General features: G+C 69.0%; 26 protein-coding genes and 1 tRNA gene. 15 read left to right on the top strand and 12 right to left on the bottom strand.

Annotated elements, in window-relative coordinates; translation table 11 throughout:
• Positions 1–8 precede the first annotated feature (8 nt).
• Complete coding sequence (locus AC1RRF_RS17050; protein ID WP_492836704.1) at positions 9–2,441, bottom strand: TonB-dependent receptor plug domain-containing protein; 2,433 nt, start codon at positions 2,439–2,441, stop codon at positions 9–11.
• 99 nt (positions 2,442–2,540) lie between these two features.
• On the bottom strand, positions 2,541–3,155 hold the full coding sequence (locus AC1RRF_RS17045) for a malonic semialdehyde reductase (protein WP_492836702.1): 615 nt from the start codon (positions 3,153–3,155) through the stop codon (positions 2,541–2,543).
• A 161-nt stretch (positions 3,156–3,316) separates the two neighbouring features.
• On the opposite strand from AC1RRF_RS17045, the gene AC1RRF_RS17040 reads away from it, so the two are divergent.
• From AC1RRF_RS17040 to AC1RRF_RS17005, 8 genes are all read left to right on the top strand, one after another.
• Complete coding sequence (locus AC1RRF_RS17040) at positions 3,317–3,646, top strand: YbaB/EbfC family nucleoid-associated protein (RefSeq protein WP_291837392.1); 330 nt, start codon at positions 3,317–3,319, stop codon at positions 3,644–3,646.
• Positions 3,646–3,981 (top strand): CPCC family cysteine-rich protein, encoded by a 336-nt coding sequence (locus AC1RRF_RS17035; RefSeq protein WP_492836700.1) that lies wholly within the window; start codon positions 3,646–3,648, stop codon positions 3,979–3,981. Before AC1RRF_RS17040 ends, AC1RRF_RS17035 begins: the two co-directional genes overlap by 1 nt.
• The gene (gene recR / locus AC1RRF_RS17030) at positions 3,981–4,583 is read left to right on the top strand and encodes a recombination mediator RecR (RefSeq protein ID WP_492836698.1); all 603 of its coding nucleotides are present in this window, start codon (positions 3,981–3,983) and stop codon (positions 4,581–4,583) included. Before AC1RRF_RS17035 ends, recR begins: the two co-directional genes overlap by 1 nt.
• A gap of 159 nt (positions 4,584–4,742) precedes the next feature.
• Positions 4,743–6,008, top strand: a complete 1,266-nt coding sequence (locus tag AC1RRF_RS17025) for a DNA recombination protein RmuC (RefSeq protein WP_492836696.1) — start codon at positions 4,743–4,745, stop codon at positions 6,006–6,008.
• A gap of 89 nt (positions 6,009–6,097) precedes the next feature.
• Positions 6,098–6,538: a hypothetical protein gene (locus tag AC1RRF_RS17020; RefSeq protein ID WP_492836694.1), complete on the top strand. Its 441-nt coding sequence runs from the start codon at positions 6,098–6,100 to the stop codon at positions 6,536–6,538.
• 10 nt (positions 6,539–6,548) lie between these two features.
• The gene (locus AC1RRF_RS17015) at positions 6,549–6,737 is read left to right on the top strand and encodes a helix-turn-helix transcriptional regulator (RefSeq protein WP_291837405.1); all 189 of its coding nucleotides are present in this window, start codon (positions 6,549–6,551) and stop codon (positions 6,735–6,737) included.
• A 9-nt stretch (positions 6,738–6,746) separates the two neighbouring features.
• Positions 6,747–7,400: a hypothetical protein gene (locus AC1RRF_RS17010; protein ID WP_492836691.1), complete on the top strand. Its 654-nt coding sequence runs from the start codon at positions 6,747–6,749 to the stop codon at positions 7,398–7,400.
• Positions 7,401–7,455: 55 nt separating this feature from the next.
• A complete protein-coding gene (locus AC1RRF_RS17005) occupies positions 7,456–8,433 on the top strand; it encodes a TraB/GumN family protein (protein ID WP_492836689.1) in 978 nt (325 codons plus the stop codon).
• 4 nt (positions 8,434–8,437) lie between these two features.
• Here AC1RRF_RS17005 and AC1RRF_RS17000 read toward each other — a convergent pair.
• Positions 8,438–8,511, bottom strand: a tRNA-Gly gene (locus AC1RRF_RS17000).
• 38 nt (positions 8,512–8,549) lie between these two features.
• Positions 8,550–10,262, bottom strand: coding sequence for an amidohydrolase (locus AC1RRF_RS16995; protein ID WP_492836687.1), 1,713 nt, complete (start codon positions 10,260–10,262; stop codon positions 8,550–8,552).
• Between the two features lie 82 nt (positions 10,263–10,344).
• Between AC1RRF_RS16995 and AC1RRF_RS16990 the strand changes: the two genes are divergently transcribed.
• On the top strand, positions 10,345–10,776 hold the full coding sequence (locus tag AC1RRF_RS16990; RefSeq protein WP_492836685.1) for a DUF488 domain-containing protein: 432 nt from the start codon (positions 10,345–10,347) through the stop codon (positions 10,774–10,776).
• Here the strand turns inward: AC1RRF_RS16990 and AC1RRF_RS16985 are convergent.
• From AC1RRF_RS16985 to AC1RRF_RS16970, 4 genes are all read right to left on the bottom strand, one after another.
• Entirely contained in the window at positions 10,773–11,177 is a 405-nt protein-coding gene (locus tag AC1RRF_RS16985; RefSeq protein ID WP_492836683.1) for a hypothetical protein, read from the bottom strand. The two genes, AC1RRF_RS16990 and AC1RRF_RS16985, sit on opposite strands and share 4 nt — an antisense overlap.
• Positions 11,177–13,351: a 3-hydroxyacyl-CoA dehydrogenase NAD-binding domain-containing protein gene (locus AC1RRF_RS16980; RefSeq protein ID WP_492836681.1), complete on the bottom strand. Its 2,175-nt coding sequence runs from the start codon at positions 13,349–13,351 to the stop codon at positions 11,177–11,179. Before AC1RRF_RS16980 ends, AC1RRF_RS16985 begins: the two co-directional genes overlap by 1 nt.
• Positions 13,352–13,367: 16 nt before the next feature.
• Complete coding sequence (locus AC1RRF_RS16975; protein ID WP_492836679.1) at positions 13,368–14,573, bottom strand: acetyl-CoA C-acetyltransferase; 1,206 nt, start codon at positions 14,571–14,573, stop codon at positions 13,368–13,370.
• 161 nt (positions 14,574–14,734) lie between these two features.
• Positions 14,735–15,112 carry a VOC family protein gene (locus tag AC1RRF_RS16970; RefSeq protein WP_492836677.1) on the bottom strand — a complete coding sequence of 126 codons (378 nt, stop codon included), beginning with the start codon at positions 15,110–15,112 and terminating at the stop codon, positions 14,735–14,737.
• Between the two features lie 170 nt (positions 15,113–15,282).
• Here AC1RRF_RS16970 and AC1RRF_RS16965 point away from each other — a divergent pair, with 170 nt between their 5' ends.
• The gene (locus AC1RRF_RS16965; protein ID WP_492836675.1) at positions 15,283–15,846 is read left to right on the top strand and encodes a hemerythrin domain-containing protein; all 564 of its coding nucleotides are present in this window, start codon (positions 15,283–15,285) and stop codon (positions 15,844–15,846) included.
• A gap of 57 nt (positions 15,847–15,903) precedes the next feature.
• The gene (locus tag AC1RRF_RS16960) at positions 15,904–16,473 is read left to right on the top strand and encodes a CAP domain-containing protein (RefSeq protein WP_492836673.1); all 570 of its coding nucleotides are present in this window, start codon (positions 15,904–15,906) and stop codon (positions 16,471–16,473) included.
• Positions 16,474–16,482: 9 nt separating this feature from the next.
• Here AC1RRF_RS16960 and AC1RRF_RS16955 read toward each other — a convergent pair whose 3' ends face one another.
• Positions 16,483–17,472 (bottom strand): KpsF/GutQ family sugar-phosphate isomerase, encoded by a 990-nt coding sequence (locus AC1RRF_RS16955; protein WP_492836671.1) that lies wholly within the window; start codon positions 17,470–17,472, stop codon positions 16,483–16,485.
• A 122-nt stretch (positions 17,473–17,594) separates the two neighbouring features.
• On the opposite strand from AC1RRF_RS16955, the gene otsB reads away from it, so the two are divergent.
• From otsB to AC1RRF_RS16940, 3 genes are read left to right on the top strand one after another with little or no spacing between them, the layout of a single operon-like run.
• On the top strand, positions 17,595–18,383 hold the full coding sequence (otsB, locus tag AC1RRF_RS16950) for a trehalose-phosphatase (protein ID WP_492836669.1): 789 nt from the start codon (positions 17,595–17,597) through the stop codon (positions 18,381–18,383).
• Positions 18,380–20,167: a glycoside hydrolase family 15 protein gene (locus AC1RRF_RS16945; RefSeq protein ID WP_492836668.1), complete on the top strand. Its 1,788-nt coding sequence runs from the start codon at positions 18,380–18,382 to the stop codon at positions 20,165–20,167. The genes otsB and AC1RRF_RS16945 overlap by 4 nt, the downstream gene beginning before the upstream one ends.
• Before the next feature lie 6 nt (positions 20,168–20,173).
• Positions 20,174–21,607, top strand: coding sequence for an alpha,alpha-trehalose-phosphate synthase (UDP-forming) (locus tag AC1RRF_RS16940; RefSeq protein WP_492836666.1), 1,434 nt, complete (start codon positions 20,174–20,176; stop codon positions 21,605–21,607).
• A 4-nt stretch (positions 21,608–21,611) separates the two neighbouring features.
• Here AC1RRF_RS16940 and AC1RRF_RS16935 read toward each other — a convergent pair whose 3' ends face one another.
• A complete protein-coding gene (locus AC1RRF_RS16935) occupies positions 21,612–22,226 on the bottom strand; it encodes a glutathione S-transferase family protein (protein ID WP_492836664.1) in 615 nt (204 codons plus the stop codon).
• Between the two features lie 225 nt (positions 22,227–22,451).
• Between AC1RRF_RS16935 and AC1RRF_RS16930 the strand changes: the two genes are divergently transcribed.
• Positions 22,452–23,183: a helix-turn-helix transcriptional regulator gene (locus AC1RRF_RS16930; protein WP_492836662.1), complete on the top strand. Its 732-nt coding sequence runs from the start codon at positions 22,452–22,454 to the stop codon at positions 23,181–23,183.
• A gap of 131 nt (positions 23,184–23,314) precedes the next feature.
• Here the strand turns inward: AC1RRF_RS16930 and AC1RRF_RS16925 are convergent, their stop codons facing one another.
• Together AC1RRF_RS16925 and AC1RRF_RS16920 are read right to left on the bottom strand one after the other, a co-directional pair.
• Positions 23,315–24,520, bottom strand: coding sequence for an acetyl-CoA C-acyltransferase (locus AC1RRF_RS16925; RefSeq protein ID WP_492836660.1), 1,206 nt, complete (start codon positions 24,518–24,520; stop codon positions 23,315–23,317).
• 132 nt (positions 24,521–24,652) lie between these two features.
• Positions 24,653–25,552, bottom strand: a complete 900-nt coding sequence (locus AC1RRF_RS16920; RefSeq protein WP_492836759.1) for an SDR family NAD(P)-dependent oxidoreductase — start codon at positions 25,550–25,552, stop codon at positions 24,653–24,655.
• Positions 25,553–25,897 lie beyond the last annotated feature (345 nt).

Genomic DNA, 25,897 nt, shown 5'->3' with positions numbered 1-25,897 from the left:
GACCGCTGTCACCAGAACCGCTTGGTGAGCACCAGGGCGACGGTGCGGGGCGTCGGCGGGTTGTTGTACGGGTCGAAGCCGATCACGCCGTCGACGATGTGCGGCGGCTGTTGGTCGAACACATTGGACACGGTCACCTGCAGTTCGCTGTCCGACAGCCACGGCGCCGCCGACAGGGCGTCCAGGTCCAGGCCGACGAACAGCGAGGCGGTGGTGAAGGCGCCGACCTTCTGCCGGGTCCGCCCCGGCCGATCATCGGTGAAGCCGTCGACATAGTTCACCACCGATCCGATGGAATAGCCGTCCCGTCCCCAGACGACGGAGCCGTTCAGCCGCAGATCGGCCGGCTTGGCGTATCCGTCCAGCCGCGAGATCGCGGTCGAGCCCCCGGCCTTCATCTCTAGGTTCAGGATGTACTGGCCGCTGACGTTCACGGCCACCGAACCGCCGAACAGTTCGCCGCGATAGCCCAGGTCCAGATCGAAGCCGTCGGTGGATTCCACGGCGAAATTCTGGGCGCGGATGTCGGCGATCAGCTGCACCTGCGACAGCAGGCCGGCGGGAACCTGGCCCGGGGAATCGAAGAAGGTGAGGTCCCCGCCGTTGATGGACGGGACCTCCGCGAACCGGCGGAACACCGCCGGATTGTCCACGACGGCGCGCACCTGCGCCGGCGTCGGCCGCGAGATGTTGAAGATCTGCAGATCCCGGACGGACAGGCTGTCGTCGGGGGACGGCGTGCCGATCCGGTCGGAAATCTTGACCCTGTAATAGTTAGCCTTGACCGTCAGGCCGGGAATGAAGGTCGGGGTGAAGTCGAACCCCAGCGTCAGGGTGTCGGCGTTCTGGGTCTTCAGGTCCGGATTGGCGCCCGCCCGGAACATGACCAGCGCCTGTCCCGGCGGCAGGGCGGGGTCCTGATCGGCGGGATCGAGGAAGCCGTAGTCGTAGATCCCGAACGACACCTGCTCGGCGATGCCGATGGTGTTGCGGAAGCGGGGCGTCAGGAACGACCGCGCATAGGTCCCCCGCAGCGTGAAGGACCGGTCGACCTGCCAGCGCAGGCCGATTTTCGGCGACAGGGCGGTGTCGAAGCTCAGATCTTCGTACCGGGCCGCGACGGACAGGGCCAAGGACCGCATGAACGGCACGGCCTGCTCCGCGCCCACGATCGGCACGTTGAGCTCGCCGAAGATCGACCTGACCTCGCGCGCGCCGCCGTTGCGGTTGAAGAAGATGGTCGCGTCGGTGTGCAGTTTCTCCTTGCGGTACTGCAGACCCGCCGCCGCGAAGACGGGCCCCGCCGGCAGGGTCGCCAGCGTGGTCTGGCCTCGCAGTTCGGCGACGAACAGGGTGTTGACGTCCCTCTGTGTGCCGGGCGGCCGCCCCATCCGGCCGACGCTGTTGTCGGTCTGGTTGCGGTGATAGTCGACCGTCAGGTCCAGGCTGGTGAAGTCTCCGCCTTGCCAATGCGCGCCGGTGTAGACCGACGAGCCTTCGGTCTTCGTCCTGAACGCCCGGCTGAATGCGGGGTGATCCAGATAGAGCTGCTGCGCCTCCCGATCGCGCTGGAAGTGGGAAGCGTCGATGGACAGGGTGACGTCGCCCACCGCCTGTTCCGCCCCGGCGTAGAGGCCCGTCAGCCGCTCGTTCGGCAATTGGGTGATCTGAAGCGTCTCGCCCTGCGCCATGACGGGGTCGCCCACGTACGGAGCCCGGTCCTGGTACATGGCCATGGCGTAGGCGCGGCCGCCGCTCCAGTCGTGACCGGCCAGGGCGCCGATATGCAGGTCCTTCTTGTCGGTCTGCGTGGCGGTCGCGCCGCGCACCTGCAGTTCCAGGCCGTGGGTCGGCCGGCGGGTCACGATATTCACGACGCCGGCGACAGCATCGGCGCCGTAGGTCGCCGAGGCCCCGTCGGGAATGATATCGATCCGCTCGATCAGCATCGACGGAATGACCGATACCGTCGGCGCCTCGCTCATGCCGACCGACGGCATCCGCCGGCCGTTGAGCAGGGTCAGCGTCGCGTCCGACCCCAGTCCCCGCAAGGCGAACCCGGCGAAGCCGTCGTATTGATTGTAAGGCGTCGCATTGCCCAGCGGACTGCCGATCCCGGCCCCGGTGGTGGCCAGTTCGCTGAGGTCGCCCGCGAAATTCTGCGGGATGGTGAGCATGTATTCCGAAACGGAACCCGCCCCGGACTGCACGATGTCGTCCCGCCCGTGGGTGAACACCGGGCTGGCCATATATTCCTTCGGCAGGCCGCGGATCAGCGAGCCCGTGACGATGATGTCGCCGACAGAGTACGCGTCTTCATCGCTGTCTTCGCGGGTCTCGGCGGGCGCTCCCGCCCTCGGAGTGTCCTGGGCGGCGGCTTGGGAAGCCCAGCCGCCGGCCAGGGAGGCCGCCGCCAACCCGCTCAAAATGACATTCTTCATACAGACCCCCAATCGTTATGTAATAACATAACATATCGGGCCTGCTTAGTTTGGAGACGCGGCGGGTGTCAACCGCCGCATCCGGCTTCCGCCCCGCGCCTACAGGATCTGCGACGCGTCCTCGAAGCTCAGCCGCGGCGAGCGCGGGAACAGGTTCTCGTCGGTGCCGTAGCCGATGTTCATGATGAAGTTCGGCTCGACGTTCGAATCCGGGAAGAACTCGGCCTTCACGGCGGCGGCGTCGAAGCCCGACATCGGGCCGACGTCCAGCCCCAGCGCCCGCGCGGCGATGGTCAGGTAGCCGCCCTGCAGCGAGCTGTTGCGGAAGGCGGCCTCGCGGCGGCCGGCTTCCTCGCCGAACCAGTCCTTCGCGCCGGGCGCGTGCGGGAACAGGGTCGGCAGGTGTTCGTGGAAGTCGATGTCCTGGGCGATGATGATGGTCACCGGCGCCTGGGCCGTCTTGGCCTGGTTGCCTTCCGACATCAGCGGCACGAGGCGCGCCTTGGCCTCGGGCGAGGTCACGAAGACGAAGCGGGCCGGGGTCATGTTGACCGCCGTCGGGCCGAATTTGGTCAGGTCGTACAGCTTGCGCAGCAGCGCCTCGGACACCGGACGGTCGGTCCAGCCGTTGCGGGTGCGGGCTTCGGTGAAGAGTTGCGCCAGCGCCGCTTCGGAGAGCGGGGCGTCGCGATCGGTCAGAGCGTCAAAGGCCATCGTGTGGTCCCTCCTGATATACAACTGCAACAGCAGCAGATGCCAAATAGGAGGGCCTGAAGACGGCGCCAAGGGTTCTGGAACAATTTCTGTTGCAGATCGCGGATCCGTCATTCCGCCGCCCCCTGTCGCCGGGCGCGCGAACCGCTTATCTAGGGGCCATGAAAGACCTCAACGCCCTGATGCAACAGGCCGCGCAGATGCAGCAAAGGCTGCAGGACGCCCAGGCCAAGATGGCTGAAACCTCCGCCTCCGGCAGCTCCGGCGGCGGCCTTGTCACCGTGGCCCTGAAGGGGCCGGGCGACATCACCGCCGTGACCATCGACGACAGCCTGATGGTCCCCGGCGACACCGAGATCCTGGCCGACCTCATCGTCGCGGCCCACGCCGACGCCAAACGCCGGTTGGACGAGGTCAACGCCGCCCTGATGCGCGAGGCCGCCGGTCCGATGGCCGGGATGAACATTCCCGGCATGCCCAAGCTGTTCTGATGACCGGCGGGGAGGGGACCACATGCCCGTGCTGCGGCTACCGCACGCTCGCTGAGGGCTGGGGTTCGTTCCAGGTCTGTCCCATCTGCTGGTGGGAAGACGACGGGCAGCAGCTGGCCAATCCTCTCCTGCGCGACGGCGCCAATTCGGTCAGCCTGGCCGAGGCGCAGCTGTATTTCATCAGCGCCGGGGTCAGCGATCCCCGCTTCTCCGCCCACGTGCGCGCGCCCGCCGAGGACGAGCCGGATCCCGAATGGCGGCCGCTCGAGAACGGCCGCGACATGCAGGGCGGCCCGATCATGATGGCGACCGAACCCTACTGGCTGCGCACCTGATGGCCGCCTCCGCCGGACCCGAGATCGAGCGCCTGATCAGCCTGCTGGCCAAGCTGCCGGGCATGGGGCCCCGCTCCGCCCGCCGCGCGGCCCTGGCCCTGCTCAAGAAGCGTGAACAGCTGCTGGTCCCGCTGGCCGCCTCCCTGGCCGAGACGGCCGAGAAGGTGTCGTCCTGCTCGGTCTGCGGCGCGCCGGACACCCGCAACCCCTGCTCCATCTGCTCGGACGGCGCCCGCGACAACGGCCTGATCTGCGTGGTCGAGGAGGCCGGCGCCCTGTGGGCCATGGAGCGGTCGGGCGCCTTCCGCGGCAAATATCATGTGCTGGGCGGCCTGCTGTCGGCGCTGGACGGGATCGGCCCGGACGCCCTGCGCATCGCCGAACTGGTCGGGCGCGTGCGCGGCGGCGAAACCCGCGAGGTGGTCCTGGCCCTGCCCGCCACCGTCGACGGTCAGACCACAGCCCACTACATCGCCGAACGGCTGGCGGGCGACAGCGTCGAGATCACCAGCCTGGCCCGTGGCGTCCCCGTCGGCGGCGAGCTGGACTGGCTGGACGACGGCACCATCGTCCAGGCCCTGCGGGCCCGCCGCCCGGCTTGACGGCCGGCGGGGTGCGTCCGTTTCTGACGCAGCCGTTGGCTATACCGGGGCCTGTTGCTTCCCGGACGACTCATCACACTCCCGGACGCATCGGACGCATCGGACGGTGTTTTCAGTCGGACGTGGCGGCCCCCCGCGACTCCGGATAAGGAACGGAGCATGAACGCCTCGCTCGTCGCCGCACTCGCCGCCTCCGTCGTCGCCCTGATCGCCCTCGCATGGGCGGTGATGGAGCGCCGCCGGGCCGCCGTCGCCGACGCCCGGGCCTGGGACCTGTCCCAGCGCTTCGCCGCCACCGAGGCCCGGCTGCATCATGCCGAGGACATGGCCGCCACCCAGACCGAACTGCTGCGCGCCCAGGCGGCGCAGTCGGCCCAGTCCGCGGCCGAGGAGGTGCTCAAGCGCACCGATGAGACCTTCCGAAACCGCGAACTGCTCTCCCAGCAGCGCATGGACGCCCAGCTCAAGCCGGTGGCCGATACCCTCAAGCTGTTCCAGGAGCAGGTCGCCGCCCTCGAGAAGACCCGCGTCGAGGAGACCGGCGGGCTGAAGGAACAGCTGGCCCAGCTGATGACCGCCTCCAGCGCCACCCGCGACGAGGCGCGCAAGCTGACCGAGGCCCTGCGCGGCAACACCGGCCGCCGCGGCCGCTGGGGCGAGCAGACCTGCCGCAACGTGCTGGAGGCCGCCGGCATGGCCGGCCGCTTCGACTTCGAGGAACAGTCGTCCTACGCCGACGAGGAAGGGCGCCAGAAACGGCCCGACTTCATCGTCCGCATGCCCGGCGGCGGCATGTTCATCATCGACGCCAAGGTGCCCCTGACCTTCGACGATCCCGCCGACGGCGACGAGGAGGCCCAGGCGCGGGCCGCCTCGATGCGGATCGCGGCCAGCATGAAGACCCATGCGCGCCAGCTGGCCTCCAAGGCCTATCAGGACCAGTTCAAGCCCAGTCCGGACGTTGTCGTTATGTTCGTTCCGGGCGAGTCCTTCCTCGCCGCCGCCCTGGACCACGAGCCCGAACTGATCACCCAGGCCATGGCGTCGCGCGTGCTCATCGCGACCCCCACCACCCTGTTCGCCTTGTGCAAAGCTGTTGCGTACGGCTGGCGCGCCGAGGAGCAGGCCAAGAACGCCGAGGACGTCGCGAAGCTGGGCAAGGAACTCTACAAGCGCCTGTCGGTCATGGGCGGCCACGCCGCCGCCGTGGGGCGGGCGCTCGACACCGCGGTCGGCAAATACAACCAGTTCGTCGGTTCGCTGGAAAGCCAGGTCATGGTCTCGGCGCGCCGCTTCGAGGACCTGCACGTCGATCACGAGGGCAAGGACATTCCCGAGCTCGCCCCCGTCGAACAGGCGCCCCGCACGCTCAGCCGCCCCGAACTCACCGAGAACGCCCGCCTGAGTCTGACCGAAGGCGGCTGAGACACGGCCTGATGTCCAATGACAAGGGCGCTTGACACGCATTGGCGATAGTGTAAAACGTCCTTGTCAAACAGACAGGGGAGCTTGTCATGTCGTCCGCCAAACCCAAACGCCCCCTGACCGGCGTGGCCGCCTTCGGCCTCATATTCGGCCTGTCCATCCTCATCGGCGTCTTCGCGGGCGTCGGCAGCGTCTTCGCCGGCGAGGTTCCGGGCGCGCCAGGACTGGCCGCGTCGCTGGCTGTCAACGGCGCCGCCATGGCCGCAGCCCTGTTCCTCTGCATCTGGTGGTGGCGTCGGATCGATGAGGCCGCGCAGGAGGCTCACAAATGGGCCTGGTGGTGGGGCGGCTGCTCCGGCGCGCTCGTCGGCGGCGCCATCCTGCTGACCGCCCTGCACCGGGACGGCGACATGGGGCTGGGCGGCATGCCGCCCAATGACATCCTGGTCGCGGGCATGACCCTGATGTTCGCCTGTCAGGTCATCGGCTACTGCATCGCCTGGGCGGTGTGGTGGGCGAAGCGCCGGTGAGGACCCTGTCATGAACAACCGTCTCAAGGTGCTGCGCGCCGAGCGCAACTGGAGCCAGGCCGATCTCGCCGATGCGCTGGGCGTGTCCCGCCAGACCGTCAATGCGCTCGAGACCGGCCGCTACGACCCGTCCCTGCCGCTGGCCTTCAAGATCGCCAGGGTCTTCGACCAACCCATCGAATCCATCTTCTCGGAATAGGAGCCTGCGATGTCCGGCCTCTTCCCCGCCTCCACGCCCGAATGGGCCCGCCAGCTGAGCAAGGCCGTCCTCGCGGGCGCCGTCTTCGGCGCCGTCGGCTACGCCATCGGCCAGCTCGCCGCCCGCCTCTTCCCCGGCCTCGATCCGGACCTGCCCGACCTGCGCTGGGCCGACATCGTCGCCGGCCTGGTGGCCGCGGTGCTGCTGGTCAGCTGCCTCGGCACCGGGATCACCTCCTTCTATCGCAAGAGCCTGGGGCGCGTCCTCAAGCTGGAAGGCCCCGCCGGTGACGCCGAGGTCCGCGACGCCCGCGTGCAGGCCGCCATCCTGGGCCTGTCGGGCGTCATCATGGTCCTGCCGATGATCCTCTCCAGCCTGGCCGTGCCGGTGACCGCCTCCCTCGCCGGGATCGGCCTCCTGCTGGTCCTGCATACGGCGTTGAACCTGCGCCTCTACCGCTCGGTCGACGAACTGTTCCGCCGCGTGGTGGTCGAGGCCGGCGCCCTGACCTTCTGGCTCGGACAGGGCCTGCTCTTCATCTGGGCCGCCGCCGAACGCCTGGCCGTCGCCCCGCCGCTCACCGCCTGGGACATCTATGTCGTCCTGATGAGCGTCTACCTCGTCGTGTCGATGGTCGTGACCTTCCGCCGCGGCCTCGCCTGATCCGCCCTACCGCCACCGTTTTTCCGATCCAGCCTTTCTCCAGGAGACAGTTCTGATGACGCTCGCCTCGCGCCTGAAATCCACCGCCGCCCTGACCGGTCGCACCGTCTTCGGTGTCGCCGCGGGGCTGGGCCTCGCCGCCGCCATCGCCTTCCAGCCCGCCCCGGCGCTGGCCCAGGCCGCCGCGCCCGCCGCCCCGGTCGCCGCCGCCGCGCCGCGCGCCGAGGGCGCCGGTCCCGCCCTGTGGGTCATCCGCGACGCGGACTCGACCATCTATCTGTTCGGCACCGTCCACGTGCTGCGCCCGACCACCGGCTGGGCTACCGACCGGATCGACACCGCCTTCGACAGCGCCGACCAGATCTGGTTCGAGATCTCGAACCCGGACGATCAGGCGGCCATGATGCCGATCGTGCAGCGCCTGGGCCTCTCGCCGCAGACGCCCCTGTCCAGCCTGCTGAACGCCAAGGAGAACGCCGACCTGCAGGCGGCCGCGGCCTCGATCGGCATGCCCGCCGCCCGGATGGACATCTTCCGCCCGTGGCTGGCCGGCCTGACCCTGTCGATCGCGCCGCTGGTCAAGGCGGGCTACGATCCGGCCTCGGGCGTCGAACTGGTGCTGAAGGCCCGCGCCCAGGCCGCCGGAAAGCCGCTCCACGGCTTCGAGACGCTGGAGGAACAGGTCGGGCTGATCGCGGGCCTGCCCGACGACGCCCAGCTCGACTTCCTGCGCAGCACGCTGGAGACTTATGACAACGCCACCGTCGAGCTCGACCGGTTGGTCAGCGCCTGGTCGCAGGGCGATGTGGCGGCCATCGAGCGCTACGGCGTGCAGGACATGAAGGACGACAACAAGGTCGTCTACGACACCCTGCTGACCAACCGGAACGTCAACTGGGCGGGGCAGATCCAGACCCTGCTGGACGGCTCGGGCACCGTCTTCATCGCGGTCGGCGCGGCTCACCTGGCGGGGGCTGACAGCGTCCAGTCGATCCTCGAACGTCGCGGCGTCCACGCCACGCGGGTCGAGTAGGGGCTGGAGCGGGCGGCGGGAATCGAACCCGCACGAAAAGCTTGGGAAGCTTTCAGGCTACCACTACATCACGCCCGCGCAGCCAAACGCAGCCTTAGGCGGAACCCCGCGGCGCATCAAGGCGAGATGCGCGCAGGGGTTCCGGGCAGACGGAACTCCACGCCGTCTGTGGCCGAGATGACGGCATAAACGGTCGAGCCGTCCACGATCGTCAGCACGGCCCGTCCCTTGGGGATGTCAGCCAGGGGCGCGGTCATCAGGTCCACGTCGAAGGCGGTCAGGTCGGCGCGCTTGCCGACCTCGATGGTGCCCAGCTCGGCCTCGCGGAAGCTGGCGTAGGCCGGCCACAGGGTGAACATCTTCAGAGCCGTGGCGCGGTCCACCGCCTCGTTCGGCCGCCAGTCCGGGCCCTGGAAGCCCTCCAGATCGCGCCGCGCGACGGCGGCGTAGAACTCGATCAGGGGGGAGCCGCGCTCTACCGGCGCGTCCGAGCCGCCGACGACGATGACGCCCCGGTCGACCAGGCTATGCCAGGCGTAGGCGCCGTCCAGCCGGGCGTCGCCCAGTCGCGCGGGGGCGAAATGCAGGTCGCCGATGGCGTGGCTGGGCTGCATCGAGGCGATGATCGGCAGGTCGTGGAACCAGTGATAGTCCGACGGGCGCACGATCTGGGCGTGCTCGATCCGCCAGCGGACGTCCGCGCCGTTCGGCCGTTCGGCCGGCGGCACGGCCTGCAGGGCCTGGGCGTACCAGGCGGCGACCTCGGCGTTGCCGCGATCCCCGATCGCATGGGTGGCGACCTGGATCCCCGCGCGAAGGGCAGCCTCGTAGATCGGGACCGCTTCCTCGGCCGTGGCCTGCATCAGGCCGACCGTGCCCGGCTGGTCCGCGTAGGGTTCGAACAGGGCCGCCCCTCGCGACCCCAGGGCGCCGTCGGCGTAGTATTTGACGGCGCGAGTGACGACCAGGCCGTCCGCGACGCTGCGCGGACCGGAGGCGAACAGCGCGCGAGCCCCATCCGGCGTGACGCTGTTGTAGATGCGCAGGGGGACCTCGCCGTCGCGGGCCATCTGCTCCAGCAGGGGCACGTCCTTCCAAGGGGCGCTCATGAAATGCACGCCGGTCCAGCCATAGGCGGCCTCGACGTGGAAGCCGGCGAGATAGGCTTCGCGCGTCGCGGCCGGATCGGCCTGGGGTTGAAGGCCCGCGACCAGTTGCTCGGCGGCGTCGACCAGCATGCCTGCGGGCCGGCCGTCGGCGCTCTTCAGAATCTCGCCGCCCGCCGGGGCGACGGTGGCGGCGTCCACCCCGGCGGCGGCCAGGGCGGGGGAGGAGGCGACGACCGCATGCCCGTCGGCGCGGCTCAGCAGGACGATGCGCCCCGGCGCGGCGGCGTCCAGGTCGGCGGCGGTCAGGAAGCGGCCCTCCGGCCAGTGGGTCTCGATCCAGCCGCGCCCGACGATGGGGCCGTCCGGATGCGCCTGAGCCCAGGCCGTCAGCCGGGCCATGGCGTCGGCGACCGAGGTCGAGCCCTCCAGGTTCAGGGTAAGTTCGCGCCAGCCCACGCCGTCCAGGTGGGCGTGGCCGTCGGTAAAGCCGGGGAACAGGGCCGCACCCTGCAGGTCCACCACCTCCAGATCCGCGGCGTCCGGCGCGCCCCGGGCCGGTCCGACATAGGCGATGCGGCCGCTGCGGACCTGGACCACCTCGGCGGTCGGCGCGCCCTCGACCCCGGTGTAGATCGGCCCGCCCCGGATGAGCAGGTCCTGCGCCTGGGCCGTCGAGGCGGCGGCGTACAGCATCAGGGCGATGGCGACGGAACGGATCATACGACGGCTCCCCGAGTCGATCCCCGAGCGGTGGAGCCGAAAACCGCTGGCGTCAAGGCGAGCGCCTTCCCATGTCCTCGGGATGAGGCTCTTCACCATCGGCTATGAAGGCGAACCGCAGGCGGCGGTGATCGACCGGCTCAAGGCGGCGGGCGTCCAGGTGCTGGTCGATGTGCGCGCGGTCGCTGCATCACGGCGGGCGGGCTTCTCCAAGACGGTGCTGGGGAACAGCCTGCGTGAGGCCGGGATCGACTATCTCCACCTGCGCCCCCTTGGCACGCCCAAGGCCGGGCGCGAGGCGGCGAAGAAGGGCCGCATCGGCGAGATGCGCGAGATCTTCGCGGGCCATATGGCCGAACCCGCCTCAGAGGCGGCGTTCCAGCAGCTGCGCGCGCTGGCGGCGGAGAAGCAGACGGCGCTGCTGTGCTTTGAGGCCGACCACGCCGGGTGTCATCGCGCGGTCCTGGCTGAGCGGCTGGCGGGCGAGGACGGGTTCGAGGTGGTGAACCTCTAGACCTCCCGGATCGTGAACTGGATTTGGCCAAGGTACGCCACCAGAGCAATCAGGGCGAACAGCCAAGAGGCCGGGAAACGCCAAGGGGAAATGCCGCCCTTGAGAGCGACCCAGATGCAAAGCGGCGAGAACGTCGCCGCCATCAAGGTCAGCAACGCTCCTGCAGCAAGGGCGCCGGGGTAGCGGGCGGCCACGCCGAAGCCCCCGGCCATGAAGAGCAGCATCACCGTGGCCATGTGCCAGGTGAAATAGTTCAGCCACAGGCTGGCCTTGGGCAACTCGCTTGAGGCCAGCAGCGGACGGGCGGCGAACCGCCCGCCCACGAAGGTGTGCACCGCGAAGGTGATCAGGGAGAGGACGGCGGCGGCCGCGAAACCCGCATTGACCGCTGTCCCTTCCATCAGGCCGCCGCCTTCTTGCCTTCGAAGTTTCCGTAGAAGGTCTCACCCTTGGCGGCCATGTCGCGCACGAACTGCGGGACCTTGAAGCGGTCGCCGTAGCGTTCGGCGTACTCGTCCGCCTTGGCCACGAAGGCCTTCAGGCCGGTCTGGTCGATGAAGGTGATCGGGCCGCCGGTCCAGGGCGCGAAGCCCCAGGCCAGGATGGCGCCGACGTCGGCCTCGCGCGGGTCGTCGATGACGCCCTCGTCCCAGCATTTCGCGACCTCGACCGCCTGCCGGTACAGCAGGCGCTGCTTCTGGTCCTCGACCAACTCGGGCGTGGAGTCGTTGATCTTCACCGGAGCAAGATCCGACAGGCCGGCCCACAGGGTCTTGGGCTTGGTGTCGTAGTCGTAGAAGCCCTTGCCGTTCTTGCGGCCGTAGCGGCCCAGGTCCTCGACCATCACGCGGACGATCTCGGAGCCCGGCAAGGGCACGTACTTGTCGCCCAGGTCCAGCGCGGTCTGCTTGGCGACCTTGACCGACAGGTCCAGCGCGACGTCGTCGTGCATTTCCAGCGGGCCGCGCGGCATGCCGGTCATGCGGCCCAGGTTGTCGATCAGGGCCGGGGCGTAGCCCTCCTCCAGCATCGCCAGACCTTCGGCGACGTAGGTGGCGAAGCAGCGCGAAGTGTAGAAGCCGCGGCCGTCGTTGACGACGATCGGGGTCTTCTTGATCTTCAGGATGTAGTCCAGCGACTTGGCGATGGCCGCCTCGCCGGTCTTCTCACCCAGGATGATCTCGACCAGCATCATCTTGTCGACGGGCGAGAAGAAGTGGATGCCGATGAAGTCCTCGGGACGGACCGAGGCCTCGGCCAGGCCGGTGATCGGCAGGGTCGAGGTGTTGGAGCCGAAGATCGCCCCCGGAGCCAGCTGGGCCTCGGCGCGCTTGGTCACCTCGGCCTTGATCTCGCGGTTCTCGAACACGGCCTCGATGACCAGGTCCGAACCCTTGATCAGGTCGTAGTCGGTGGTGGCGGTGACCGAGCCGAGCAGGGCGTCGTACTTCGCCTGGTCGATCTGGCCGCGCGACAGGCGCTTCTTCAGCAGTTCCTCGACGTGGGCCTTGCCCTTGTCGGCGGCTTCCTGGGTCTGGTCGATCAGGATGGTCTCGATGCCGGCCAGCGCCTGCACATAGGCGATGCCCGCGCCCATCATGCCGGCGCCGAGGACGGTGACCTTCTTGGGGTCCGACTTGGGCACGCCCGCGGGGCGGACGGCGCCCTTGTCGAGTTCCTGCTTGGACAGGAACAGCGAGCGGATCATGGCCTGGGCCTGCGGCGTCATCAGGGTCTTGATGAAGTAGCGGGTCTCGATGCGCAGGGCCGCGTCCATCGGGACCTGAACGCCCTCATAGACGGCCTTCATCAGGTTGATGGCGGCCGGATAGTTGCCGTAGGTCTGCTTGCGGATCATCGCGTTGCCGACGATGAAGTTCTGGACCCCGACCGGGTGATAGGGGCCGCCGCCGGGCAGCTTGAATTCCTTGGTGTCCCACGGCTGGACGGCCTTGCCGCCGCCCTTGATCCAGGCCTTGGCGGCCTCGACCTCGGTGCCGACGGGAACGACCTCGTGGACGAAGCCGGCGCCCTTGGCGTCATTCGGACGGAACGACTTGCCCTCGGTCATGGCCATCATCGCGGCCTGCACGCCGATCAGGCGCGTCAGGCGCTGGGTGCCGCCGCCGCCGGGGAACAGGCCGACCTTGATCTCGGGCAGGCCCAGCTGGATCTTCGAGCTGTCGCCCACGACGCGGTAGTGGCAGGCGAGGGTGAGTTCCAGGCCGCCGCCCAGCGCCAGGCCGTTGATGGCCGCGGCCACCGGCTTGCCGCAGGTCTCCAGCGCGCGCAGGGCGCCGTTCAGCCTCCAGCCTGCGTCATAGGCCTCCTGCAGTGAACCGCCGGCCAGCATGCCGCCGGCCATGTCGCCCAGGTCGGCGCCGGCGCAGAAGCCGCTCGTCTTGCCCGAGGTCAGGACCGCGCCCTTGATGGCGTCGTCGGTCTTGATGCGTTCGACCCACTCGGGGATCTCCTGCATCACAGCGCCGGTGAGGGTGTTCATCGACCGTCCCGGGACGTCGAAGGTGATCAGGGCGATGCCGTCGGCGTCGACGTCGATCTTGAAGTTTTCCATGTTCATGATCTCCGGATCAGACGCGTTCGATGACGGTGGCGGTGCCCATGCCGCCGCCGATGCACAGGGTGATCAGGGCGGTTTCCTTGTTCGAGCGCTCCAGCTCGTCCAGCACCACGCCGGTGATCATGGCTCCGGTGGCGCCCAGCGGGTGGCCCATGGCGATGGCGCCGCCGCAGACGTTGATCTTGTCATGCGGGATATCCAGCGCCTGCATGAAGCGCAGGACGACGGCGGCGAAGGCCTCGTTCAGCTCCCACAGGTCGATGTCCGACTTGGACATGCCCAGCTTGCCCAGCAGCTTGTTGGCCACGAACTCGGGGCCGGTCAGCATGATCGAGGGCTCCGAGCCGATCGAGGCGGCGCCGCGGATCTTGGCGCGCGGCTTCAGGCCCAGGGCCTTGCCGGCTTCCAGCGAACCGATCAGCACGCCCGCCGAGCCGTCGACGATGCCCGAGGAGTTGCCCGGGGTGTGGACGTGATTGACGCGCGCCACCTCGGGGTAGCGCTGGTTGATCACGGCGTCGAAGGCCATCTCGCCCATCATGGCGAAGGACGGGTTCAGCGCGCCCAGGGTCTGCATGTCGGTGTTGGGGCGGATGGTCTCGTCATGGTCCAGACGGATCAGGCCCAGCTGGTCCTTGACCGGCACGACCGAGCCCTTGAACCGGCCCTCGGCCCAGCTCTTGGCCGAGCGCTTGTGGCTTTCCACCGAGTAGGCGTCGACGTCGTCGCGGCTGAAGCCCCATTTGGAGGCGATCATGTCGGCTGAGACGCCCTGCGGCACGAACCAGGTCGGGAAGGCCGAGGACGGATCGACCGGCCAAGCGCCGCCGTCCGAGCCCATCGGCACGCGGCTCATGGCCTCGACCCCGCCGCCGACGGCGAAGTCGGCCTCGCCGGACTTCACCTTGGCCGCGGCCATGTTCACCGCTTCCAGGCCCGAGGCGCAGAAGCGGTTGATCTGGACGCCGGCGACCGTCTGGGCCCAGCCCGAGTTCAGCACGGCGGTGCGGGCGATGTCGGCGCCCTGCTCGCCCACCGGCGAGACGCAGCCCAGGATGACGTCGTCCACCTTGGAGGTGTCCAGGCCGTTGCGGTCACGCAGGGCTTCCAGCACCTGGGTGGCCAGCGACAGGGCCGTGATCTCGTGCAGGGATCCGTCCTTCTTGCCCTTGCCGCGCGGGGTGCGCACGGCGTCGTAGATATAGGCGTCGGCCATGGAGGAGGTCTCTTTCTTGAGTCCCCCCTAACGCTCGGCGCGCGGCGCCTCGCGACTTGAGGGGGAGGGTGCGGAATTGAAACTCGGGCAGCAGAAAGCGTACGTTTACGTCAACGTCAAGTAACAACCGCGAAGGCGTCCGCAAGGGGGTGTGGGCGGCGTCACTCCGCCGCGTGGCAGACGGCCTCGACATTGAAGCCGTCAGGGTCGAGGGCGAAGGCGGCGTAGTAGGTCGCGCCGTAGTGGGGGCGGGGACCCGGGGCGCCGTTGTCGCGGCCGCCCGCCGCCAGCGCCGCGGCGTGGAAGGCGTCGACCTGGGCGCGGCTGGCGGCGCGGAAGGCGATGTGGTTGGCCTCGCCCGGGCGGTCCTTGTCGGCGATCACGAAATCGATCTCGCCGCCGACGCCGAACATGACGACGGTGGTCCCGTCCTCGGCGATCTCGTGCACCACGGCGTAGCCGAGCGGGGCGAGGGCCTTTTCATAGAAGGCGCGGGAGCGGGCGATGTCGGCGACGTCGAGGCCGATGTGGTCGAGCATGGCGGGCGATCTCCTGTGTCCGGTTTCAAACGCGCGAAACGGGCCATTGTGTCAGCGACCGGACGGCCAAAGGGCTGAATTCGAGCGAACGACTCTCAGCTAGCTTCACCGTCGGAACGCTAGTGACCACGCCGGCTTACCCGGGGTCGAAGCCGCTCAGGAGGAACCCCATGGCCCAGACCTACGAAGAGATGGACGCGATCGCGATGCTGAAGGCTGACCACCGCAAGGTGGAAGGAATTTTCGAGGCGTTCGAAAAGGCGACCAGCCGCGACCGCAAGCAGGCGCTGGCCGAACAGGCCTGTCTGGAACTGAAGGTCCACACCGCCATCGAGGAGGAGATCTTCTATCCGGCCTGCCGCGGTCGGATCGAGGACGATCTGCTGGATGAGGGCTACGTCGAGCATGACGCGGCCAAGACCCTGATCAACGAGATCGAGGCGGGCAGCCCGGCGGAGGACTTCTACGACGCCAAGGTGAAGGTGCTGTCCGAGATGATCGAGCACCACGTCAAGGAAGAGGAGCAGCGCGTTGAAGGCATGTTCAGCCAGGCTCGCGACGCCGGCCTGGACATGGATGACCTGGCAGACCGGATGCGGGCTCGCAAGGCGACGGCGATGGAGGAGTTTCAGGCCGGCAAGCCCGCCCAGACGCGCACCTTCGAGGGCGACGATGTCGAGAGCGCCCTGACCGACGAGCCGATGGATGGGCAAGGGGTCCCGCTTGAGCGCTAGGCGGAACGCGAACGGGCGGCGTACGCTTTGATCCGGTCCGTCCTGTCCGGAGATCCGATGCGCCGTCTCGCCTGCCTGTCCCTCGTCCTGAGCGTCCTGTCCGCCACGCCGGGCTGCGCCGCCGCGTCCGATCCGGGCGACGGGCCGCGCGCGGTGCGGCCGGTCCGGCCGCCGCAGGACGGGCTGCCTTCGGACGCGATCGAGGTGCGGGTGCTGCGGGCGCACAACGCCGAGCGGGCGCGGGTCGGGGCGCCGGCGCTGATCTGGGACGAGGGGCTGGAGCGTGAGGCGCGGGTCTGGGCCCAGCACCTGATCGACACCGGCAGTTTCGCGCACGACCCGGCCCAGCACGGCCATGGCGAGAACCTGTGGACCGGATGGGGCGATCGCCGCTGGACGCCCGAGGAAATGGTCGGGGAATGGATCGACGAGAAGGCCCAGTACCGTCACGGCGTCTTCCCCGCCGTCAGCCGCACCGGCGACTGGACCGCCGTCGGTCACTACACCCAGCTGGTCTGGAGCGGCACGACGCATGTGGGCTGCGCCGTCGTCCGGCGCGGCGACCGGTCGGTGCTGAACTGCCGCTATTCCCCGCCGGGCAACATCGACGGGATGCGGGCGTACTGAACTCTTTCGCTAGCTGACGTACCCCGCCTGCATCAGCTCGGCGATGTGGACGATGGCCAGGGGGCGCTCGTCCTCGACGATCAGCAGGGTGGCGATCCTGTTCTGGGTCATCAGGTCGATGGCGTCGCTCATGCGCGCGCTGGGATCGATGACCTTGGGCCGGGGGCTCATCACATCGGCGGCGGTCAGGCCCGACAGGTCGCCGCGAGCGAACGCACGGCGGACGTCGCCGTCGGTGACGATCCCGGCCAGGGTCCCGTCGCCGTTGACCACGGCGGCGGCGCCCTTGCGGCCCTCGGTGATGGCCGAGACCACCTCGGCGAAGGTCGCGGTCAGGGGCACGGTCGCGGGCGTCGGTGGGCGGTCGCCCATCCAGTCGCGCACGCTCTGCAGGCTCATGCCCAGCTTGCCGCCCGGATGGTGCAGGCCGAAGTCCTCGGCCGTGAAGCCGCGCCGTTCGGTCAGGACCATGGCCAGGGCGTCGCCCATGGCCAGGGTCATCAGGGTCGAGGTGGTGGGGGCCAGGCCGTCCGGATGCGCCTCGGGCGCATTGGGCAGGGTCAGGCAGACGGCGGACGAGCGGCCCAGGAAGCTGTTGGGGCGCTGGGTGATGCCGATGACCGGAATGCCCTCGCGCTGGCAATAGATCAGCGGATCGCGCAGTTCGCGACTCTCGCCCGAGTTGGAGATGGCCAGAAGGGTCACGTCCTTGCGAAGCATGCCCAGGTCGCCGTGGCTCATCTCGGCCGGGTGGACAAAGAAGGCGTTGGTCCCGGTGGAGGCCAGGGTGGCGGCGATCTTGCCGCCGATATGGCCCGACTTGCCCATGCCGGTGACGACCAGATAGCCGGGCCGCGACAGGATGATCTCAACCGCCCTGGCCAGGCTGTCGTCGATGGCGGCCTCCAGCTGCTGCAGGGCCGCGATGTTCATCTCGATCACCTCGCGGGCGCGGGCGACCATGGCGGCGGGATCGGCGGACAGGGTGGGTTCGGTCATGGCGAGGAATTGGCGGATTGCGGGCCGTTTGCCAACTCGGAAGCGCGCCGCTGTTTGCTGCACCTGCGAAACAAAAGGCCAAGCTGAGGGAAACCCTTGGGGCCTGATGCGTTAGGACGGCCATGGGGACGTCCGACCTGACTCTCGACGCCGACGCCGCGGCGGTCGATGCCATCCCGCGTTTGCCCGCGCCGCCCGCGCGCCTGAGCCGACCGGCGCTCTTCCTCGACCTCGACGGCGTGCTGGCCGAGCTGGCCCCGACGCCAGACGCCGTGGTCCCCGACGCCCGCCGCACCGCCGTGCTGCAGTCGCTGGCGCCTCGGTTGAACGGCAGGGTGGCGATCATCAGTGGGCGGACCATCGCCGACATCGACCGGATCTCGGATTCCAGCATGGCGTCGGCTTCGGGCGTGCATGGCCTGGAGCGCCGCCGCGCCGACGGCGCATTCCTGCGCACCGAGGCGTCGGAGGCCATGCGCGGCGCGGTGCGGGCTTTCGAGGATTTCGCCCGCACCCGCCCCGGCGTGGTGGTCGAGGACAAGGCCGTGGCCGCAGGCCTGCACTATCGCGGCGCGCCCGAGACGGCGGGAGACGTCGAGGCCTTGACCCGCCGCCTGGCCGCCGAGACCGGCCTGACGCTCCAACCCGGCAACATGGTCATCGAGTTGAAGACGCCGGGGGCCAGCAAGGGCACGGCGCTGAAGGCCTTCATGGCCGAAGCGCCCTTCGCCGGAGCGGTCCCGGTCATGCTGGGCGACGACCTGACCGACGAGGACGGCTTTCGGGCCGCGAGCGAACTGGGCGGCTTCGGCGTTCTGGTCGGGTCGCCGCGCGAGACCGCCGCCCTCTACGGCTTGTCCGGAGTGGACGCCGTGCTGGACTGGCTGGAACAGCTCGAGGTGGAGGCATGACCCAGCCCGACCTGGACCTGGCCCCCATCGGCAACTGCTCGATCAGCGCCCTGATCGACCGGCGCGGTCGCTTCGTCTGGGCCTGCGCGCCCCGGGTGGACGGCGACCCCGTCTTCTCGGCGCTGATGGACGGCAACGATCCGCAGCACGGCTTCTGGGACATCGAGCTGGAGGGGCTGAAGCACATCAGCCAGGCCTATGTCCGCAACACCCCCGTGCTGCGGACCGTGCTGACCAGCGTGGACGGGGCCATGGTCGAGATCCTCGACTTCGCGCCGCGCCACCCCAAGCATAGCCGCACCTACCGCCCGCTGGCCTTCGCCCGGATCGTGCGGCCGCTGGAGGGATCGCCCCGCATCCGGGTGCGGCTGCGGCCCTCGGCGGACTGGGGCGCGCGCCCTGCCGAGCGCACCAGCGGCTCCAATCATATCCGCTATCTGTGCACGGACGTGATCCTGCGGCTGACGACCGACTGCCCGGTGTCGCATGTGATGAACGAGCGGACCTTCCGGCTGGAGAAGGCCCACGCCTTCTTCCTGGGGCCGGACGAGGGTTACGACCAGGATGTCGGGCCGGGCGTGTCGGCGGCGCTGGATCGCACCGTGGCCTACTGGCAGGACTGGGTGCGCAAGCTCTACCTGCCGCTGGACTGGCAGGAGGCGGTGATCCGCGCGGCGATCACGCTCAAACTCTGCGCCTATGAGGAGACGGGGGCCATCGTCGCGGCCCTGACCACCTCGGTGCCCGAGTTCCCGGAGAGCGGGCGCAACTGGGACTACCGCTACTGCTGGATCCGCGACGCCTACTATGTCGTGCGGGCGCTGAACCGTCTGGGCGCGGTGGATCTGCTGGAAAACTATCTCGGCTATCTGCGCAATCTGGTCGACGCCTCGGGCGGCGGCCATGTGCAACCGGTCTACGGCGTCGGTCTGGAAGAGGACATCGACGAGCGGATCACAGACACGGTCGCCGGCTATCGCGGCATGAAGCCGGTCCGTGTCGGCAATCAGGCGCGCGAACACCTGCAGCACGACGTGTACGGACAGATCGTTCTGCCTCTGGTGCAGGCCTTCTACGACCAGCGCCTCCTGCGGCCCGGCACCATCGACGACTTCCATGCCCTGGAGAAGGTCGGCGAGCGGGCCTTCGCCATGCACGACCAGGTCGACGCCGGCCTGTGGGAGTTCCGGACGATCGCGCGGGTGCACACCTATTCCTCGGTCATGTGCTGGGCGGCCTGCGACCGTCTGGCCAAGGCGGCGGACCATCTCGGACTGACCTCCAGGACCGAGGTCTGGCGCGCGCGGGCCGACCAGATCCGTGCGCGGATCGAGAAGGAGGCTTTCCTGCCGGACGAGGGCCGGTTCGCCGCCAGCTTCGGCAACCGCGAGCTGGACGCCTCCCTGCTCCAGATGACGGATCTCGGCTTCCTGGACGCCCGCGATCCGCGCCAGGTGGCGACCTTCGACGCCATCGAACGGGACCTCAAGAAGGGCCCCTACCTGTTCCGCTACGTCGAGCCGGACGATTTCGGCGAGCCGGAGACGGCGTTCAACTTCTGCACCTTCTGGTTCATTGAGGCCCTGCACCAGAACGGTCGGACGGACGAGGCGCGCGAGATCTTCGAACAGATGCTGAGCCGCCGGACCCATGCGGGCCTGCTGAGCGAGGACATCTCGCTGGGCGATGACGAGCTGTGGGGGAACTACCCGCAGACCTATTCGCTGGTGGGCATCATCAACTGCGCCGTGCTGCTGAGCCGGTCGTGGACGGATGTCCGGTGAGTTTCCATGAGTAGGTTGATCGTCGTCTCCAACCGGGTCTCGGCCCCCAAGGACCCCGCCGCGGGTTCGGCCGGCGGGCTGGCCATGGCCCTGTCGGCGGCGCTCAAGAAATACGACGGCCTGTGGTTCGGCTGGTCGGGCGAGACGGTCGAGCATTTCACAGGCGAACTGCAGATCGAGGATCGCGCCGGGGTGACGGTCGCCCTGGTCGATCTCGAGGCCCAGGACGTCGAGGAGTACTACAACGGCTACGCCAACAAGACCCTGTGGCCGCTGTTCCATCACCGCACCGACCTGGCGGCCTATGAGCGGTCGTACGGCGAAGGCTATGAACGGACCAACGCCCGGTTCGCCGAGGTGCTGGCGCCGCTGATCCAGCCGGACGACGTCATCTGGATCCACGACTATCACATGATCCCGATGGCCCGGGACCTGCGCCGGCTGGGCATCAAGAACCGCATCGGCTTCTTCCTGCACACGCCCTGGCCGGCGCGGCAGTTGCTGGTGACCCTGCCGCATCACCGGCGGCTGGTGGAGTCGATGTTCGACTACGACCTGCTCGGATTCCAGACCCGCGAGTGGCTGGACCTGTTCCGCGACTATGTGGCCTCCGAGCCCAGCGTGAACGGCAGGCTGCTGCCCCATGACGCGCTGGAAGCCTTCGGCAAGACGGTCCAGACCGGCGTCTTCCCCATCGGCATCGACGTGGACGGCTTCCTGAAGGCGCGGAACTCGGCCTTCGGCCGCCGGACCTACGACCGGATGGCGGCGTCGTCCGCCTTCCGCTCGATGATGGTCGGGGTGGACCGGCTGGACTACTCCAAGGGGCTGGAGGAGCGGCTGCTGGGCTACGAGCAGTTCCTGAAGGACAACGCCGACAAGCGGGGCGACGTCTTCCTGCTGCAGGTCACCCCGATCAGCCGGGACGACGTGGACACCTACCAGGACATCCGCGGGCGGCTGGAAGGTCTGGCCGGCCGGATCAACGGCGAGTTCGCCGACATGGACTGGCAGCCGATCCGCTATCTGAACCGCACCTACCGCCGCGACCAGCTGGCGGGGATCTACCGCGCCGCGCGGGTCGGGCTGGTGACGCCGCTGCGCGACGGCATGAACCTGGTGGCCAAGGAATATGTGGCGGCCCAGAATCCGGAGGATCCGGGCGTGCTGGTGCTGTCGCGCTTCGCCGGGGCGGCCGAGCAGATGGGCGAGGCCCTGCTGGTCAATCCGTTCAGCCGCGAGGAACTGTCCGACGCCATCAAGCGGGCGCTGGACATGCCGCTGGAGGAGCGCAAGCGGAAGTGGGAGGCGCTGATGCAGGTCGTGCGCGAGACCGACGTGGGGGTCTGGCGCGACGACTTCGTGGCCTCGCTGCAGGCGGTCGTGCGAACGGCCGGGGACGTGGGCGGCGGCGGGCGCGCCACCACCCACGCCGCCTGATCGGTCAGGCGACCTCGGCCATCACCGGCGGCGTGCCGTCCTTGGCGGTCGCCAACAGGTTGGCCGGACGGTCCGTGATCCGGGCCAGCCAGCGGTCCATCAGCTCACTCTTGGGGGCGAACTCCCGGCCCCAGGCCATGGCCGAGCCGACCATGACGTCCACCGCCGTGAACCGGTGGCCCATCAGATAGGGGCCATGCTCCAGCGCGGTCAGAATGCGGGCGTTGACCTGATCATAGCGGGCCTGCGCCGCCGGATCGGTCTCGGTCAGGCCGCTGATCTTGCCCCAGTAGGCCGGCTCCATCTCGCCCGCCGTCCACGCCAGCCAGGTGACATAGGCGGCCCGCTCCGGCGACCCGACCGGCGCGCCGAGGTCGGCGGCGGGGAAGAGGTCGGTCAGATACAGGGCGATGGCGGCGGATTCGGTGACCAGGGCGCCGTCGTGCAGCAGGGCCGGAACCTTGCCGTCCGGATGCAGGTTGGCCGGGTCGCGGCGGCCCGAGGCGGTCTGGGCGCGGATGATGTCGACGTATTCGATCTCGCAGGGCGCGCCGATCTCCTCCATCAGCCAGACGATGCGGCCCGAGCGGGACCAGGGCGCGTGAAACAGGGTCAGCATCGTGTCTCTCCATCTTGGCGGCCGCCGCCCGTTACCCGTCCTCCCTTTCGTGGGGATGACAATTCGCGGTTGGGGCCCGGCGTCCGGCGACCCCTCGTCGCCGGCAGACCATTGACTACTGCCACCCTGCTGCCAGCATGCTGTCAGCAGTCGTGGTCCAGAAGGAGAAGGCGGCGCTCAAGCCGTGAGCGACCGCGTCGCGAGCGATAGCGCCAAAGGACACCCATGAGACGCGCCGACCGCCTCTTCCAGATCATCCAGGTGCTGCGGCGCTCGTCCAAGCCGGTGACGGCCGACGCGATCGCCGCCGAGCTGGAAACATCCAAACGCTCTATCTATCGCGACATCGCCACCCTGATGGGGCAGCGGGTGCCGATCCGGGGCGAGGCCGGGCTGGGCTATGTGCTGGAGGGCGGGTTCGACATGCCGCCCCTGATGCTGACCTCCGACGAGATCGAGGCGGCGGTGCTGGGCGCGCAATGGGTGGCCGGCCGGGGCGACCCGGCGCTGGCCCGGGCCGCGCGCGACCTGATCGCCAAGATCGCCGCCACCGTGCCGGAACGCCTGCGGCCCGTGGTGCTGGAGCCCGCCGTGGCGGGTCCGCCGGTGTGGACCAAGGAACGCAAGACGGACGCGCTGGACATGGCGCAGGTGCGGATGTGGATTCACGCGGGCCGCAAGCTGGCCCTGCATTACGCGGACGAGCAGGGGCGCGAGACCACGCGCACCATCTGGCCCTTCCTGGTCGGTTATCGCGAGACGACGCGGCTGCTGGTCGGATGGTGCGAGGCGCGCGACGACTTCCGCACCTTCCGCACCGACCGGGTGGTGTCGGCCGAGTTCCTGGAAGAGCGCTATCCGGGCCGGCCCGCGGTGCTGCGCGCCCGATGGACCGCGAAGGTGGAGGCCGACAGAGCGGCCTGGATCGTGGCGGGCAAACCGGATCCGCACAGCTAGTTCCTCCCCCGCGGGGGAGGGGGACCACGAAGCGGTGGAGGGGGATGCGGCGGCGCCGAGCCTGGCCCAGGTCCCCCTCCGTCACGGCGCAAGCGCGCCACGCCGCCTCCCCGAGGGGAGGAATGCCGTTCTCAGTAGATTTCGAACAGGCCGGCCGCGCCCATGCCGCCGCCGATGCACATCGTCACGACGCCGTACTTGGCGCCGCGGCGCTTGCCTTCGGTGAGGACGTGGCCGGTCATCCGGGCGCCCGACATGCCGTAGGGGTGGCCGATCGAGATGGCGCCGCCCGAGACGTTCAGCAGTTCGTTGGGGATTCCCAGGGTGTCGCGGCAGTACAGCACCTGCACGGCGAAGGCCTCGTTCAGCTCCCAGATGCCGATGTCGTCGATGGTCAGGCCGTGGCGCTTGAGCAGCTTGGGCACGGCGAAGACCGGGCCGATGCCCATCTCGTCCGGCTCGCAGCCCGCGACGGCCATGCCGCGATAGGCGCCCAGCGGCTGCAGGCCGCGCTTCACCGCCTCGCCCGCCTCCATGATCACGCAGGCCGAGGCGCCGTCCGACAGCTGGGAGGCGTTGCCGGCGGTGATGAATTCGCCCTGCTGGATCTCCTCGCCCGAGCCGAACACGGTCTTGAGCGACTTCAGGCCCTCCAGCGTCGTGTCGGCGCGGTTGCCCTCGTCCTTGGAGAGGGTGATTTCCTTCTTCGAGGTCTCGCCGGTGGCCTTGTCCGTGACCAGCATGGTGGTGGTCATCGGCACGATCTCGGCGTCGAGACGGCCCTCGGCCTGTGCCCGGGCGGTGCGCTGCTGCGACTGCAGGGCGTACTCGTCCTGCCGGTCGCGGTCGATGTTGTAGCGGCGGGCCACGACCTCGGCCGTCTCCAGCATCGACATATACATATGCGGCGCCAGCTTCAGCAGGTCCTCGTCCTTGCCCCGGTACAGGTTCATGTACTGGTTCTGGACCAGCGAAATGCTCTCCAGGCCGCCGCCGACCGCCATCTTCTGCTGGTCGAAGATGACCTGCTTGGCCGCCGTGGCGATGCCCATCAGGCCCGAGGCGCACTGGCGGTCCAGCGACATGCCGGGGACGGAGGAGGGCAGTCCGGCGGCCAGGGCGATCTGGCGGGCGACGTTGGTGCCGGTCGAGCCCTGCTGCAGGGCCGCGCCCATGACCACATCCTCGATCTCGGCCGGATCGACGCCGGCGCGGGCGACGGCGTGCCGCACCGCATGGGCGCCCAGCTGCTGGGCCTGGGTGTCGTTGAAGGCCCCGCGATAGGCGCGGCCGATGGGGGTGCGGGCGGTGGAGACGATGACGGCTTCGCGGGACATCTTCGATGTTCTCTCTTTAGGGGCGCTATCGCTCGCGACGCGGTCGCTCGCTGCATGAGCGCGGGGAGGAGACGAGGTTAGGCTCCTGCCGCCACGTCAACGCAAGTGTGGCGCGGCGGCGGGAGGTCGCGATCAGGCGTGGGCTTGCTGGGCCTTGGTGAGTTCGATCATGCCCTGGGCGGCGCCCATCTCCGGCACGATCTCGCCGGCGCGGTCCGAGATCTCGGCGAAGCGCGCCTCGATCTGTTCGGGCGCGTCCTCGCCCACGATGCGGACGCCCTGGGTCAGGGTGACGTAGGCGCGCTCGAAACCGCCGGCGCCGGCGGCCAGGATGCAGCGGGTGGGGGCGTTCTCGCTGACCAGATACAGCAGGCCCGGCGAGACCAGCTCCGGCCCCAGGGCTTCCAGCGGCAGGGCGGCGCCGAGGTCTTCGGTCATGCGGGTGTGGGCGGTCGGGGCCAGGCTGTTGACCCGGATGTCGTTCTTGGCGCCCTCGATGGCCAGGGTCTGCATGAAACCGACCAGGGCCATCTTGGCGGCGCCGTAGTTGGCCTGGCCGAAATTGCCGTACAGGCCCGACGACGACGTGGTCATGACGATGCGGCCGTAGTTCTGGGTCCGCATGATCTCCCACACCGCCTTGGTGCAGTTCACCGCGCCCATCAGGTGGACGTCCATCACGAACTGGAAGTCGGCGATCTCCATCTTGGCGAAGCTCTTGTCGCGCAGGACGCCGGCGTTGTTCACCAGGATGTCGACGCGGCCCCATTTCGCCATGGCGGCGGCGACCATGGCCTCGACGGCGGCGTAGTCGGTGACCGAGGCGGCGTTGGCGATGGCTTCACCGCCCAGGGCCTCGATTTCGGCGACCACGGCCTCGGCGGCGGTGGCGGAGCTTCCCGATCCGTCGCGGGCGCCGCCCAGATCGTTGACGACCACTTTTGCGCCGCGTTTGGCGAGGGCGAGGGCGTGTTCGCGCCCCAAACCGCCCCCGGCGCCGGTCACGATGGCCACGCGGCCCTCAAAACTCATCGTCATTCGAACATTCTCCCTGTGGTGAGTATTCTCCTAGCAGGCGTTTCATCCGGGGAAACCCGGCCAATGTGTTGAAACGGCGCCACAGTCGCCGCATTCAGAGCCAGATTGCGGAACCGGAAGGGTACATTGTGGTTAGGTGCCGGGAGCGCCCCGTGTAAAGCGTGGCTCTATCGGGCAACCTTGAGTGAGGGATATGATGAAGGTGAAACTTCTCGCCGGCGTCGCGATGGCGGGGCTGTTTGCAGCTGGCGCTGCCGCGGCAGAGCCGAACGGTTGGTACGGGGCGATTGACGCCGGGTACCACACCATCGACGACCTTGAACTGACGTCGCAAAACAG

The organism is Brevundimonas sp. GW821-FHT12C05 (assembly GCF_058807475.1).
Note: the sequence above shows the minus strand (reverse complement) of the source record. Positions and strands in the feature narration are given on the sequence as shown.

What these genes read in the sequence shown, in the direction of transcription:
- AC1RRF_RS16970 (WP_492836677.1), bottom strand. Translation starts at nt 15,112, where the DNA reads ATGCTCGACCACATCGGCCTCGACGTCGCCGACATCGCCCGCTCCCGC.
- AC1RRF_RS16955 (WP_492836671.1), bottom strand. Translation starts at nt 17,472, where the DNA reads ATGACCGAACCCACCCTGTCCGCCGATCCCGCCGCCATGGTCGCCCGC.
- AC1RRF_RS17005 (WP_492836689.1), top strand. Translation starts at nt 7,456, where the DNA reads ATGACGCTCGCCTCGCGCCTGAAATCCACCGCCGCCCTGACCGGTCGC.
- AC1RRF_RS16985 (WP_492836683.1), bottom strand. Translation starts at nt 11,177, where the DNA reads ATGGAAGGGACAGCGGTCAATGCGGGTTTCGCGGCCGCCGCCGTCCTC.
- AC1RRF_RS16975 (WP_492836679.1), bottom strand. Translation starts at nt 14,573, where the DNA reads ATGGCCGACGCCTATATCTACGACGCCGTGCGCACCCCGCGCGGCAAG.
- AC1RRF_RS16965 (WP_492836675.1), top strand. Translation starts at nt 15,283, where the DNA reads ATGGCCCAGACCTACGAAGAGATGGACGCGATCGCGATGCTGAAGGCT.
- AC1RRF_RS17040 (WP_291837392.1), top strand. Translation starts at nt 3,317, where the DNA reads ATGAAAGACCTCAACGCCCTGATGCAACAGGCCGCGCAGATGCAGCAA.
- AC1RRF_RS16990 (WP_492836685.1), top strand. Translation starts at nt 10,345, where the DNA reads ATGAGGCTCTTCACCATCGGCTATGAAGGCGAACCGCAGGCGGCGGTG.
- AC1RRF_RS17025 (WP_492836696.1), top strand. Translation starts at nt 4,743, where the DNA reads ATGAACGCCTCGCTCGTCGCCGCACTCGCCGCCTCCGTCGTCGCCCTG.
- AC1RRF_RS16960 (WP_492836673.1), top strand. Translation starts at nt 15,904, where the DNA reads ATGCGCCGTCTCGCCTGCCTGTCCCTCGTCCTGAGCGTCCTGTCCGCC.
- AC1RRF_RS16995 (WP_492836687.1), bottom strand. Translation starts at nt 10,262, where the DNA reads ATGATCCGTTCCGTCGCCATCGCCCTGATGCTGTACGCCGCCGCCTCG.
- AC1RRF_RS16920 (WP_492836759.1), bottom strand. Translation starts at nt 25,552, where the DNA reads ATGAGTTTTGAGGGCCGCGTGGCCATCGTGACCGGCGCCGGGGGCGGT.
- AC1RRF_RS16945 (WP_492836668.1), top strand. Translation starts at nt 18,380, where the DNA reads ATGACCCAGCCCGACCTGGACCTGGCCCCCATCGGCAACTGCTCGATC.
- AC1RRF_RS16930 (WP_492836662.1), top strand. Translation starts at nt 22,452, where the DNA reads ATGAGACGCGCCGACCGCCTCTTCCAGATCATCCAGGTGCTGCGGCGC.
- AC1RRF_RS16980 (WP_492836681.1), bottom strand. Translation starts at nt 13,351, where the DNA reads ATGGAAAACTTCAAGATCGACGTCGACGCCGACGGCATCGCCCTGATC.
- AC1RRF_RS16925 (WP_492836660.1), bottom strand. Translation starts at nt 24,520, where the DNA reads ATGTCCCGCGAAGCCGTCATCGTCTCCACCGCCCGCACCCCCATCGGC.
- AC1RRF_RS17045 (WP_492836702.1), bottom strand. Translation starts at nt 3,155, where the DNA reads ATGGCCTTTGACGCTCTGACCGATCGCGACGCCCCGCTCTCCGAAGCG.
- AC1RRF_RS17020 (WP_492836694.1), top strand. Translation starts at nt 6,098, where the DNA reads ATGTCGTCCGCCAAACCCAAACGCCCCCTGACCGGCGTGGCCGCCTTC.
- AC1RRF_RS17035 (WP_492836700.1), top strand. Translation starts at nt 3,646, where the DNA reads ATGACCGGCGGGGAGGGGACCACATGCCCGTGCTGCGGCTACCGCACG.
- AC1RRF_RS16940 (WP_492836666.1), top strand. Translation starts at nt 20,174, where the DNA reads ATGAGTAGGTTGATCGTCGTCTCCAACCGGGTCTCGGCCCCCAAGGAC.
- AC1RRF_RS17010 (WP_492836691.1), top strand. Translation starts at nt 6,747, where the DNA reads ATGTCCGGCCTCTTCCCCGCCTCCACGCCCGAATGGGCCCGCCAGCTG.
- otsB (WP_492836669.1), top strand. Translation starts at nt 17,595, where the DNA reads ATGGGGACGTCCGACCTGACTCTCGACGCCGACGCCGCGGCGGTCGAT.
- AC1RRF_RS16935 (WP_492836664.1), bottom strand. Translation starts at nt 22,226, where the DNA reads ATGCTGACCCTGTTTCACGCGCCCTGGTCCCGCTCGGGCCGCATCGTC.
- AC1RRF_RS17015 (WP_291837405.1), top strand. Translation starts at nt 6,549, where the DNA reads ATGAACAACCGTCTCAAGGTGCTGCGCGCCGAGCGCAACTGGAGCCAG.
- AC1RRF_RS17050 (WP_492836704.1), bottom strand. Translation starts at nt 2,441, where the DNA reads ATGAAGAATGTCATTTTGAGCGGGTTGGCGGCGGCCTCCCTGGCCGGC.
- recR (WP_492836698.1), top strand. Translation starts at nt 3,981, where the DNA reads ATGGCCGCCTCCGCCGGACCCGAGATCGAGCGCCTGATCAGCCTGCTG.